Consider the following 11,932-nt stretch of genomic DNA (forward strand, 5'->3'; position numbering starts at 1 on the left):
AACATCATTCACACTTCCTGATTTACTAGTGATAGTATTCTTTCGGCATAAACGCCGTATCATCCCATAAACGGGTGATCCTGTAATATATCTCCACATCCGGACCGTAGTTACTGTTCGTACGCAGCTGCAATGCATAATGATGGTTCCCGCCCTTCCAACGCAGGCGCAGACGGTTCCAGAAGAAGCCATAGTGAGAGGATGCTTTCCGGATGCTACCGCAGGACCTGCCAAAGGCGCTGACAGCAAATGCGTGCAGGATAGCAAACCGACCGGAATTACGTTTACCTGTACGTGCGATGACTTCAAATGCCTGACAGTTATCCAATCCGCTGATGATGGGATACCAGTTGCCATCTGCTGGTACCTTCCCAATCAAGTAAGTCCCTACGCGACCTTCCATGGCCACAAACCCTGAGACTTCCAGCTTATAACAGGGATTACATCTTGTGCCTACTCCCATATTTCCATTCATATGAAAGAAGAAACTCTTGTCGTCATTCCTCGCAACATCAGCTGTATCAATATGCGGCTGCATCCGCAGCCCCGGATACTCACGCTCGTCTTTCTCCATCAGGAAAAAAGGTTCCAGGTCATCGTTGGTACGATAGAAGGAGACCAGCCGTTTAGAAGTCCCCAGTGCAGCGACGACCATACCATTCTCCTCATCTTTCGAAAATCCGTCCTCCTGTTTATTGATCGTGGAATCGATCAGGTGTGCGAAGTGATGTTCTGTTGGCAGCTTCCCGTTCCTGAAATGCTCTTTCAGTTCCTCCCTGCCGTATATCTTGGTGTTATTTTTCGTCCCCATCAGCTGTTATTTAGGGTGTATGGTGAGTGAAATAATTTCTCCGTCTGTATAATATGAGTCATCATCGCCTTTGTATTCCGTTCTTTCATGTTGCCCAACGATCATTTCCTCGCCGGCAATGACTCCACTGATACCAATAGGCGCCGGCTCACGGTAATCCCATTCGCGCACCACCTGAATCGAGTGATGTGGCGCAGGTATCAGTACGGCTTCTGCGGATGAAGCCCTGACGTATTCTACATTGCTGGCGGCCGTATCCAGCATACAGTTAATATAGTTACCGTCTTCGTCCATCTCTTCAAAGAAGTGTACCATAGAGAACCCTGTCACATAAGAGACATAAGGCAGCTTCTTGATGAAACTAAGCATGTCGGCTGTATACATCGCTCCTCCCATCGTCACCTCAGGTGTCGTATCAAACAGCCAGGGGGAGAGATACTGACTGATGTCCTGTTGTAACCGGTTCAGGTAGTAACTGGTGTCAATGTTACTGATGTCTTCCACAAAACATACGTCACATACGATCTTCACCTTTTCATACACCGGATGATGTATATGCACGTTGATGAAAGGCGGCAGCAGTTTTTTCAGGAACTTGTTGATCCGGTACAGGGTAGCGATATCCACATGCGGTTCCATATTCTCATACCGCCCGTTGTTCGCAGGTTTAGGTACGGCCACCAGCAGCACGTCTGCATAGGATATGTTGCTGACGCATTTCACGATCAGTATTTCCGGAAATGCCTCCAGTATCAGCTGAATGATATCCATGCTGGTCAGCGGGCGGTTCTTATGCCGCAACCGTTCACTGACGCGTACATAGTATTCTTCCTTTGTCTCTGCCGGCCGGCCGCCGAACGAAGGGAACAGTTGCCACACGCGCTGCACACCTTTCATTTCCTGTTGGAAGGCTTTGATAGACATCGCAGGTAATGTGGTAGAGACGATCGTATCCGACTGCTCCCGGCAGGCGATCCCTGCATTGACAAAAATGCCTTTTACCATTGGCCGGAATTCCATTTCCTCTACGGAAGACAGCCGGATCCATTGCAGACGCTGATCCAGCCGGGTGTTACCATAGGAATTCGCGGACGGCATCTTCAGGGTGATGATACCACTGTTGATAAACAACTGGGTGGTATCTGCCAGCATTTGCGATTTATTAAATGGTTCCCAGCGGTCGTTAGCCAGGTAACTCCAGTGTAACTTCGGCGCCTTCGTGATACGGGTATGATTCCGGTGCTTTTCTTCCAGCTGAAAGAGGATAGAGATCTCCTCCTGTGGCCGCATACCGTCCAGCCCAATATACATGCTCGCTTTATCATCAAATGTTGGCAACAACGAAAAGTCACCTTGCACAGAAGAGGGATAAACTTTCCTATGCCCGAATGGATACAGGTGAAACAGCTGTAACGAAGGAGACGGATCTTCAGCTTTCTCCGGCTTCAGGATCTCCGCCTGTTCCAGTACATAATCGATCGAGATCGACTTCACCAGTGGCGTATACGGCATATTCGGGATCGGCTTCTTTTTCACCCAGCGGCCGGCATTATGTGTCAGTATTTCGGGAAATAACCGCACGTAGGTCCGGTGCCCAAACGCGTCCTTCGGCCCCGCCAGTTCCAGCCTGACTGCGCCGTCATTATAAAACCCATCCGCTATAAAAGGTTCTTTATCCAGCAACGGCCTGTTATGAAAGTTTATCTTTTTCAGATCGATGTTCGTCAGCGTGGACTTATCAGACAACCTGATCCTGCCTTCTTCATCCCGGTAGGTGCTGAACAACTGCAACTGCTGCTGCTGATTGCGTTCCGGTTGTAATTGTCCGCCGTCAAATGCACTGATGCCTGCCACAAATGACTCATTCGTCATGCCCGCTTCATATGCTGCATAGTATTCATCGAACCCATTCTCGACATGCGGCAGTTCCAGCCATTCCAGGTTCACACGGAATGTCCTGGTATAGATATTAAACACATTGCTATCCCGCATATCGAGGAATGAACCGGTGGACGGCTGCGGACCAAACAACTGAAAAGGGTTGGCCGGACTGAGTGGTCCGGCATTATTAAATAGTTTGACAGAGCGGTAACCTTTTACCTTCGCGCGGATACTGATCCTCTCCAGCCATAACAGCGGCAGGAAAGAATACGGGTGATGCGCACTGTTATTGTTCAATAGCAGCCGCAATAAAGGATAGTTCGTCTGATACGCGCCCCCATGTAACGCCGGATCATAAATAGCTGCCGCAGGCGCATTGACATCATATACGATCGTGATATAAAATGCATTGGTACCTCCGGCAGTCGTACTACTGCGAATACTATGCTTAGGCAATGTATTCCATCCTTCCGCTGTCGTATAAGAGATGATAAATGCAGACGAGAGCAGTTCATTCATCACCAGCGTGTCACGCTTCCCTGTTACCTGGGAAAAGTTACTGATATAGTCAAGCAGCTGTTTAAAGGAAGCAGGTTCAAAGAACAGCGACAGTTCTATTGTGCGCTTTCCTTCCGTCAGATACAGCAGTGGAGATGCCAGCAGTACGCCCATATCTACTTCCTGCATGGTACGTTGCTCCCTGGCCAGTTCATGCTGCGGTTCTCCGAATATCGACCAGGAATCGACGGTTAACGTACCCGGTGCATAGTCACCCGGCGAATGTACCGGATGTGTCGCCGCATATACCTGCGATTCTATAATATCATTGACGTGTGCTCCCTGCGCTGAGATCTGTTTATAGGAGTTCACATAGACTGACTTCAGCGTCTTTATCTGTGCGTGACTCACACGCAGGTCATTATTCAGCTTATATGTCACCGGTGGTGCGCCATTGCCTGTTTCTACCATCATCGCTGTTCCCCGGGGTACCGTGAAGGGCATACTTTGTGGTTGAGCATCTATGAAGATGTGTACCTGATCAGGCACTGCGGGCTTCTGTTGTAGTCCAAGCACATGCCGGTAGTAGTAGTCAAGATGCTGCCCTGTCAGTCTGTTCAGTTTATCCTGCAGGTGACTGTACAACCGCGTAAAAGCCATCATCAAACCGATATGCGGATGGTGCTGCAGCTCATCCGGCCGCCTGCGCAGGTAAAACTGTGCTGCGCTGGTGATCTGATAGAACTGCTTCCGCAGGCGATTATATACCTCATTCAGCGACTGATAGCCAAGGAAGACAGGTGGTGTGTGCGCCCTCTTTTTAGCCAGTGAAGGGAAGTTAGCTGCCAGCTCGTCCGTCACCTGAATGGTACGGAAATGTGTCACCGGTGTGAAGAGCTGCATGGCCTGTTCCTCATACTGCAGCATCTGCAGTACGTCTTCTGTGATCCCCTCTATCAGCTGATCGGTGTAGGTCCATGTCAGGCCCTGCTGATCGGCCTTCCTCAGCTGATGCAGGTGTGAAGCGATCTGGTTGGCGATGTTGAAGATCAGGTTAAACAGTGCTGCGAGCAAGGCATGTAATCCGGCATCTCCTGCTACCGATTCCAGGGCAGTCTGTATACGTGAATGCTGTTCCTGCCAGCGGGTGAAATCCAGCCGCGAGATGGCTGTTACCATGATCAGCACATCCGCCTGCAGGAATTCGCTCCAGTCGCCTTCTATCTCGTGTTGGAAATTATAATAGTTAAATTGTGTGGCCAGTTCAGACAGGAATAGCAACAGGTCTTCCTGACTGCGTTCATCAATCTTCACATAGGAAGGCAGCAGCGCGTCCAGCTTTCGCTCAGACTGGCTGACACCATCCCTCATATAGTCGAATAGTTTGTTCATCGAGTATACACGCTATGGCAACAGGTTGGGGGAATCAATGTTAGTCCCTTCCAGGAAATAAAAAGGATAGACCATGTTATGCCGGGTGTTGGTGGCAATGATGCGATAATTGATCTGGATATGTACCAGTCCTTCCAGCTCTTTGCGGAGGAGCAGTTCCGCACCCATGAAATCTATCCGGGGTTCAAAGTCCAGCAGGGCATGCGCAATCAGATCGTTCATCTCCGTGATCATCGCAGTATCTGCCGACTCAAATACAAACCGGCGCAGGTTACAACCAAAGGTAGGTTGCATGAGCCGTTCGCCTGGACTCGTGCCCAGTATGATGCGTATACTCTCTTCTATGTCAGCGACAGCATGGCTCATGAGCGCACTGCTGCCGGCTTTATCGAATGACGGCGGGAATGACCAGCCGGTACCGAGGAATGAATCTATTGCCATTATAAACACGTTTAACCGCCAATCAATACTGTTGGACAACCAATCACAATCGAGCCGCCATGTGCGGTCGTATCGCCCATACGGGCGGCCGGCTTGCCCCCTATCATCACAGTGGCAGAACCTTTAACGATGGAGTCGGGCGGCCCTACGCAGACACACATATCACCCACCACGGCTGCCGGCAGCATGCCGATGAGCACAGTCGGTACGCCGGGGCCGGCTACCGGTCCGCCGACATGTGGTATAGGTGGTAAACCCGGCGTCTGCATCGGGCAGGTATGCATATCAGTTAGTCTTGCTGCGGGTGTTCCCATGATAAGCTGTTTTTAGTTGATCATTACCATACCTCCCTTGACAACGGTTTGTCCGGAGGCCGATAACTCCGCCGTGGCTGTACCTTTCGCAGTAAAGCCGATCTGGGCGGTCTGTTTAATGTTCATACCAGTCAGCTCCATATCCTGCGTAGCTTTGAAGGTGGCTTTACCTGTCGCCTGCAAACTGATATTGCCGGTTGCTTTCAGGGTGATATCCTTCGGACTGTTCATCACAATACCACTGTCGTCCAGTTTAATGGAGTTGCTGTTCTGGTCTTTTATTTCGATAGATTTACCATCGTCGCTCAGGGTGATCATATTATTACCCGGCGTGGTGATCTTAATGATCTTTTTGTCGTCGTCGAAGTTGATCTGCAGCAGACTACGACTATAGAATGCCTTGGTATTGTTCTTCTCATCGGCCTGTGTCACGGGTGGCACTTTAGCCTTGCTGAAGAGTGAGCCCAGTACGACAGGGTAACGTGGATCACTTTCCAGGAATCCGAGTATGACCTCGTCGCCCACCTCAGGATAGAACACTGCTCCGGCATTACCAGTTGCGTACAAACTGGCCAGTCTGGCCCATATGCCTGACTGTTCCGCGGCGTTGGACGCCGGCTTTACCTGTATACGGTATTGCGATCCCGGGTCTTCTGAGATCTTCATCACTGTAGCCAGCTGCAGACCGTGAACGGCTGGCATCTGCCCATTGGCAGGCGCATAGGAAAAGTTCTCTTTTTCGAAGATGGGTTTATCGGGTACGCCGAATTGTACGGAGGTCGTCCACCTGCCGTCTTCCAGCTGGTGACGTACCTGACTGATAAAAGCGTTGCCGTTAAAGCGGGGTCCTACTCCTTTTAGTTCGAGTATTTTACCAGGCCTGGGCAGGGCGTTACCGATAAAGGATACCCTTCCACGGATGGCATTCATACGCATGCGTAAGAGCGTACTATCTGCCCAGACTTTCAGGTCGCTCTGTGCGAGTGGCGTACTGGAGATCAGTTTCAGTTGCTGCTGTCCCAGTTTCGCCGGCAGGTCTTTCACCTTTACATCTCCCTGCACATTCAGCGACGGTTCTGCTGCTGAAGCATTGATCAGTGCCAGCGTCTGCGGGTCCCAGGCATAGGCGTCCAGGGAAGTAGGCTGTTTTTCTGCATTGATCTCTGCATCAAAAGAGATGATCGATTCCCCATATACAACAGACAACACTGCTGCTTCATCAAACTTAGGTTGACCAATAACGATCTGGTCGTCTTCCAGTGTTACAAGATGCCCGTTAAAGGCTGCTCTCGCCAGCACGAAATCCCAGTCGGTGGACATGCGCTGAAACAGTACTTCCATCTGTGGTGTGGTGGCATCTGCAGTGACGGACAATCCGTGGGCCCTGACGAGTTGCTGGATAACGTCACTGTCCTTCGCGGAGAAGAACTGATCTTCCTTCTGCCCCATCGTCATTTTCACGGCATTATGCTTACAGGTGAGCAGCATTTCGAAGCCTGCATTGCCGGTACGTAATGACTGTTTGACGATGACACCGGAAAAGATGGACACTTCTGTATCATCGCCATACCCTGCGGTAATACTAACCGTACCGCCCGGCTTCATATCCGGGCTGGTGGATTCACTGGCCGGGAAACTTCCAGCGTCACCATCCTGGCCAATATCACCCGTACCTTCCACAAACAGGATCTCCGCATAAGAGATCTTGTTGACTTCGTGTACAACATTGACAGAGATGACCGCTATTTTCTCCTGAACGGCGCTGCCATTCACACTTACCGTGAATTTAAGTGTAGGATCGCTGATATTTAAAGGACCTGTTACTGGCATTATGCTTTCTTTAGAGGTGGGAAATAAAGCTCATCTCCCGGACGGATCGCATGAATGCTACTGAGTCCATTGAGTCTGGCCACTTCCATATAGTAAGAAGAGTCCCCATAGATACGGTAGGCCATCATCGGCAATGTATCACCGGCTTTGACGGTCCTGATATGTGTCAGGTCGGGCGAACTCTTTTTCGATTTCTGTTTTTTGGTCTTGAAATCCAGCGACTGGGCAATCACCAGTTTTACTTCCGCGCGCAGCGCCGTACCGTCCGCATTAAAGAGTTTATAGTTGGTCGTCAGACTGGTACATACGCCTCTGTATACCAGGTTTCCCCAGGTGATCTTCAGAAAGTTGGGCCTGTGTACATTTCCCTGGTAGGAGAAGATCAGGTTTGTGAGCAGTGTGATATAACCATCCACGGTTGCGGCGTTTGGAATGGTAATAATACCCGTACCATCTACCAGCAGGTCGAGGTTAAAATCGGAATGCCCCATGCCCTTGAAGATCTGGGTGGGTTCGCTGGCAGCGCTTTCCTCGGAAAGCCCATATTCCGCCTTGTAGCTCAGTGAATAGCTGGCAGGATTGATCATGGCCGTAATGGAGCCCAGCTCCTGATTTACGCAGGCAGCATCTCCATAGGCGGTGATCAGTAATTTCTTTATCTCTCCCATAAGCTATCGGTCTGCCTCGGTTTTCATAGTACGCAACACTTTCTCCACACACTCCCTGATAATACCTTCTTTCAGCCTCCTGAGCGTCTTCTCATCAGGCAGCGCAGTCGTTGTGCTGGCAGCATCGGAAGAAATGGTCACCTTGATGACGAGTTCTCTTATTTCAAGCGGCATCGTGTAGCTTTATACTTTTTCAAAATATTTATAAGCCAGTTCCAGCGTCTCTACGACGATCTCCCCGGGCCAATTGGCTTTTAGTCCGGAGACCTCCAGTTTGACCGGATATGCATCGTAAAACTTCCAGGAATAGAGTACTTCACCCGACAGGTCCAGCAGCATTACAATGATGGTGGTCGGCGTAAAGGTGAAAGAGGACAGACTGGTAGTGACCCAGTCTGTCACCGTCGACCCGATCAGCATGCCCCTCCGCAATACGAGGTTACTGTATTTGGGAGGGGAAGGGAGTTTATAAACAAATTGGTTTTCTCCCCCTTCCCTGACCTCTTCCGGTGTGATGGTGACAGATATGCCACTGACATCCTGAAAACTGCCTTCCTGCTTACCTGTATAATTGATGAAGTTCACTTTATAGTAAAACCCCACCGGTGGGTATGCGGAATCCATATAAGATACTATTCAGTCAATGTTAAACCTTCGTGTGCTACTTCCATCGTCTCAACGGCGATCTCGTTAGCATCCGACTTCATATCTGTTACTGTGATCTTGGCCGGGAATGCGTTCTTCAGCGTCCAGCTCATAGCGATGTCCTGCTTTTCATCGAGCAGGCTGATCACGATATTGATACGTTTGTAGGTGTTCATGGTGATACCCTTGTATTTGTCCCACAGCGCCTTGTCGCCTTTGAAGATCCCCTTCTTCAGCGTCACGTTAGAGAACTTCTGTATACCGGGCATTTTCACAGTAGAATACACCGGGCTGCTACCGCCGCGGTATTCAATGATCTGTGTTTCTGATGATAATCCGGTTACTTCCTGGAATATCAGTTCTGCACCGTCCCACATGACCTTAAAGGAAAATTTCACTAAAGGCCACGTGGACTGGGCCTGGGTAGAGCCGTCATCTGCCATTTTTATAAGCTTTTAAGAGTAAACAATAAGAGGTTCCGTTGTATCGGTTTATGATTGCTGCATCATCTGCTGGAATGTGATCACAATGAATTCAGCAGGTCTTACCACCGCTACTTTCACATTGATCAGCATCTTACCTTCCAGGATGTCCTGTGGGGTCATGGTAGTGCCCAGCCCGAGCTGTACATCGTACGCCTGTTCCGGTGCGGCTCCTGCCAGTGCACCCTGTTTCCAGAGGTTATTCAGGAAGTTGTCTATCATGGCTTTTACAGTCACCCAGGTGGTCGCATCATTCGGCTCAAACACATAGGTACGTGCCGCCAGTTTGATAGACTGTTCTATCATGATGAGGGTACGGCGTACGTTTACATAACACCAGTCCAGACTGTTACCGTCCAGTGTTCTGCCACCCCATACCAGTGTACCTACGCCCGGGAAAGGGCGGATCACGTTGATGGACTTACCGGCGAGAACATCCACGTTCAGTTGTTTCTGCTCATCCGCAGAAATATTCACGGAAGGAGCGTTCACCATGCTGACAGATACGTTAGCCGGTGCCTTCCATACACCACGGCTGCTATCCACCAGGGTATAGATACCTGCCATTGCACCACTTGGCGGCAGTTCGTTCAGTTTGGAGCGGATCTCTTCCAGGATACTCACATATACCGGGCTGGATGCTCTGAGTGACTGATGATAGTTCTTCTTGGCGTTGGCGTCCGGTGCAGCTATGGCCTTATAGGCAGTCACTACTTTCTTCGCCAGTTCTTCCGGCAGCAGGGTACCCAGGTCAACGCTGGCGTCGAGGTTTTCAAAGTCGATCTCATTTGCCTGTACGATCGCCGTTTTCAACCACGGATAATAGGCCGCACCGTAGTTAAGTGCATTGATACCGATCTTGTCTCTGAAAGCAGCTACGATCGCATCGGTTGTGTCGGTAGGACCCTGTTGTGCCAGGTCGAAGATGCCGAAGCGGCTCTGTGTTTTCGCACAATGCGCCAATACTTTTGTGTAAACAGTATTGTAGGCATTTTCACCCAGGGCGATCACGTCAGGGATCACCACGAGCGTAGGTTCAAATTCCTTTTCGAGCAGCAACAGGATGTCGGGTTTAGTGTCCGATCCGATGAAGTCGTCCAGCGATACTTCCAGCCCGTCTGGTTTATCACCATAGGTACCTACGGAAACGATGTAACAGTTACTGCCACCGTTCGCGTAGAACAGGCGGATACTGTTGTACAGATAGAAAGTGTTCTTTTCCTTGATCTGTACAGTCTTTGGAGCGCCATTGACAATAAAGGTCTCTCCTTTGTAGTCAGCAGCGGGATCAGCGATGCTGAATTTGGGATGAAAGCCCGCGCCGAACATTTCCACAAATTCCGCGAAGGAAGTCACACGGGTCGGCTTCTGCAGAAGCGATTTACCGAACCGTTCGGCTTTGTGTGTGTAGCCGATAAAGACGGGAACTGCTGTTTCGACGGCGACGGCAGAACTGGGGAAGGCGTTTTTTTCTTCTATGTAAACGCCCGGAGTCATGAGTGTTGAAGCCATAGCTGTGCGGATTTGATTTAATATAAAAAGATCTCCGAGTATGCCTGTGTACGGTCATATACAGGCATTGCTGCGGCAGATAGTCTTGTAATATCAGGTGAAGGCAATGCGTGAATGATGGTATGGAATTGTTCACTATCCCCGATCCTGTCTATGAGCTGGAAGGTATAAGCCGGCCGCTGTGATAACGTCAATGCCTGTCCGGAGATAAGTGCGGGAACACGTCTTCCGTCGGGCAGATCTATCAGCTGCGGTGCAGTGAATTGTACACTGCCCCTTGCATCAACAATGGATGGGTTTGTGAGCGACAACAGGTTGCTGCTCATCAGGAAGTAGCACCACCTGGTGGCCTTTGCGGTAAAGCAGATGTCGTATACGGGTAGCAGCGCAGGTGTAAAGGCAAGTACGATCCTGGCAAACGGGCGGGCAGCTATACCCGCGCTTTCTGCAGGGATGAGATCATCCGCAGATACAGTTGCCTGTCTGTGTAATGTACCTGGTGCACATGCGTGCTGATTGCTGAACAGTAACATGGTTCCTGTCACATCCGTCTGTTCCAGTGCGGTATAGTTATAGAAATGCGCATCCTGCAGCTGCATATCAAACACGAGTGTAATACCCTGTTGCAATAATGCGGACCGGTCAGTACTGCCGTCATTACTGAGTATGGCAATCCTGTCCGGCAATCTGCGGAAAAGCAATTCGTAACGTCGCATCTCTGTTGCTGTTTGTTGTGGCAGGAGCAGACGTATGTTTCTGAAACAGTTATCAGCATAGAACCCGTGACGGAAATAAATTTCCGTCAGCAAAGTGAATCCCATTACTGTAATGTTGTTTACAGAAGTTTATCGTTTGTAGTGATGTCCGATACAGCCGGCCTGTATTCTCTGATAATGCTGTCATCGAATGTGAGCATGCGCATCTTGTATATGACGGATGGCATATACTTGGCGCCAAGCGTTGCCCACACGTTGTTTAAACGTTCGGGCCCCATACTTTCCATTTCAAAAACCAGCTTGTCTATACGTCGGTCCAGCGATGGCGTGTTGTCTGGTGTAAGCACATTGCGCGACTGAAAAAAAGCCATGACAAAGGAAATAAACCGCAATGCTTCCGCATAGTTATTCGCGGTAAAATATGCCGAGAACAATACATACAGGTTAATGCATACAGGCGGCGTTGTCTTCGCCTGTACCATGCCTGCGTTATAACCGGGCACACCTTTCCCCATCGCTTCTTTCTCAATGTTTATCAGCGTTACAAGTACCTTGTTCTCACCTTGTACAGCTACACTTCCATCCTGGTTTACGATACCGGACAATATCACTTTATCCTCATTGACATGCAGTTGCCTGATGAAATGACTATTGATCACTTCAGTGACGCATGATAAGGTTTCGTAAATCATATGGCTATTATTTTATCAGGAAGTACTCAGTTGATCTGAGGCTCACAATG

12 protein-coding genes are annotated in these 11,932 nt (G+C 49.7%); all 12 read right to left on the reverse strand.

Annotation, left to right across the window (positions count from 1 at the left end; translation table 11 throughout):
* Positions 1-25 precede the first annotated feature (25 nt).
* The 12 genes from GWR21_RS04325 to GWR21_RS04380 are packed head-to-tail and all read right to left on the reverse strand — an operon-like array spanning position 26 to position 11,882.
* Positions 26-811 carry an adhesin gene (locus tag GWR21_RS04325; protein ID WP_162330556.1) on the reverse strand — a complete coding sequence of 262 codons (786 nt, stop codon included), beginning with the start codon at positions 809-811 and terminating at the stop codon, positions 26-28.
* A 6-nt stretch (positions 812-817) separates the two neighbouring features.
* Positions 818-4,582 (reverse strand): baseplate J/gp47 family protein, encoded by a 3,765-nt coding sequence (locus tag GWR21_RS04330; protein WP_162330557.1) that lies wholly within the window; start codon positions 4,580-4,582, stop codon positions 818-820.
* Between the two features lie 12 nt (positions 4,583-4,594).
* Positions 4,595-5,023 (reverse strand): GPW/gp25 family protein, encoded by a 429-nt coding sequence (locus tag GWR21_RS04335; RefSeq protein WP_162330558.1) that lies wholly within the window; start codon positions 5,021-5,023, stop codon positions 4,595-4,597.
* A gap of 11 nt (positions 5,024-5,034) precedes the next feature.
* A complete protein-coding gene (locus GWR21_RS04340) occupies positions 5,035-5,337 on the reverse strand; it encodes a PAAR domain-containing protein (RefSeq protein ID WP_162330559.1) in 303 nt (100 codons plus the stop codon).
* 12 nt (positions 5,338-5,349) lie between these two features.
* Positions 5,350-7,167 carry a type VI secretion system tip protein VgrG gene (gene vgrG / locus GWR21_RS04345; protein ID WP_162330560.1) on the reverse strand — a complete coding sequence of 606 codons (1,818 nt, stop codon included), beginning with the start codon at positions 7,165-7,167 and terminating at the stop codon, positions 5,350-5,352.
* Positions 7,167-7,835 (reverse strand): CIS tube protein, encoded by a 669-nt coding sequence (locus tag GWR21_RS04350; protein ID WP_162330561.1) that lies wholly within the window; start codon positions 7,833-7,835, stop codon positions 7,167-7,169. Before GWR21_RS04350 ends, vgrG begins: the two co-directional genes overlap by 1 nt.
* A 3-nt stretch (positions 7,836-7,838) precedes the next feature.
* Complete coding sequence (locus GWR21_RS04355) at positions 7,839-8,009, reverse strand: DUF5908 family protein (protein WP_162330562.1); 171 nt, start codon at positions 8,007-8,009, stop codon at positions 7,839-7,841.
* 9 nt (positions 8,010-8,018) lie between these two features.
* Positions 8,019-8,459, reverse strand: a complete 441-nt coding sequence (locus tag GWR21_RS04360; protein WP_162330563.1) for a phage tail protein — start codon at positions 8,457-8,459, stop codon at positions 8,019-8,021.
* An 8-nt stretch (positions 8,460-8,467) separates the two neighbouring features.
* The gene (locus GWR21_RS04365) at positions 8,468-8,923 is read right to left on the reverse strand and encodes a phage tail protein (RefSeq protein ID WP_162330564.1); all 456 of its coding nucleotides are present in this window, start codon (positions 8,921-8,923) and stop codon (positions 8,468-8,470) included.
* 48 nt (positions 8,924-8,971) lie between these two features.
* Entirely contained in the window at positions 8,972-10,474 is a 1,503-nt protein-coding gene (locus GWR21_RS04370; RefSeq protein WP_162330565.1) for a phage tail sheath family protein, read from the reverse strand.
* A 17-nt stretch (positions 10,475-10,491) separates the two neighbouring features.
* Positions 10,492-11,295 carry a hypothetical protein gene (locus GWR21_RS04375; protein ID WP_162330566.1) on the reverse strand — a complete coding sequence of 268 codons (804 nt, stop codon included), beginning with the start codon at positions 11,293-11,295 and terminating at the stop codon, positions 10,492-10,494.
* A 14-nt stretch (positions 11,296-11,309) separates the two neighbouring features.
* Positions 11,310-11,882 (reverse strand): DUF4255 domain-containing protein, encoded by a 573-nt coding sequence (locus tag GWR21_RS04380; protein WP_162330567.1) that lies wholly within the window; start codon positions 11,880-11,882, stop codon positions 11,310-11,312.
* Positions 11,883-11,932: the final 50 nt, after the last annotated feature.

Origin of the sequence: Chitinophaga agri (assembly GCF_010093065.1) — a bacterium.
Classification (GTDB): Bacteria; Bacteroidota; Bacteroidia; order Chitinophagales; family Chitinophagaceae; genus Chitinophaga; species Chitinophaga agri.

What these genes read in the sequence shown, in the direction of transcription:
- GWR21_RS04325 (WP_162330556.1), bottom strand. Translation starts at nt 811, where the DNA reads ATGGGGACGAAAAATAACACCAAGATATACGGCAGGGAGGAACTGAAA.
- GWR21_RS04330 (WP_162330557.1), bottom strand. Translation starts at nt 4,582, where the DNA reads ATGAACAAACTATTCGACTATATGAGGGATGGTGTCAGCCAGTCTGAG.
- GWR21_RS04335 (WP_162330558.1), bottom strand. Translation starts at nt 5,023, where the DNA reads ATGGCAATAGATTCATTCCTCGGTACCGGCTGGTCATTCCCGCCGTCA.
- GWR21_RS04340 (WP_162330559.1), bottom strand. Translation starts at nt 5,337, where the DNA reads ATGGGAACACCCGCAGCAAGACTAACTGATATGCATACCTGCCCGATG.
- vgrG (WP_162330560.1), bottom strand. Translation starts at nt 7,167, where the DNA reads ATGCCAGTAACAGGTCCTTTAAATATCAGCGATCCTACACTTAAATTC.
- GWR21_RS04350 (WP_162330561.1), bottom strand. Translation starts at nt 7,835, where the DNA reads ATGGGAGAGATAAAGAAATTACTGATCACCGCCTATGGAGATGCTGCC.
- GWR21_RS04355 (WP_162330562.1), bottom strand. Translation starts at nt 8,009, where the DNA reads ATGCCGCTTGAAATAAGAGAACTCGTCATCAAGGTGACCATTTCTTCC.
- GWR21_RS04360 (WP_162330563.1), bottom strand. Translation starts at nt 8,459, where the DNA reads ATGGATTCCGCATACCCACCGGTGGGGTTTTACTATAAAGTGAACTTC.
- GWR21_RS04365 (WP_162330564.1), bottom strand. Translation starts at nt 8,923, where the DNA reads ATGGCAGATGACGGCTCTACCCAGGCCCAGTCCACGTGGCCTTTAGTG.
- GWR21_RS04370 (WP_162330565.1), bottom strand. Translation starts at nt 10,474, where the DNA reads ATGGCTTCAACACTCATGACTCCGGGCGTTTACATAGAAGAAAAAAAC.
- GWR21_RS04375 (WP_162330566.1), bottom strand. Translation starts at nt 11,295, where the DNA reads ATGGGATTCACTTTGCTGACGGAAATTTATTTCCGTCACGGGTTCTAT.
- GWR21_RS04380 (WP_162330567.1), bottom strand. Translation starts at nt 11,882, where the DNA reads ATGATTTACGAAACCTTATCATGCGTCACTGAAGTGATCAATAGTCAT.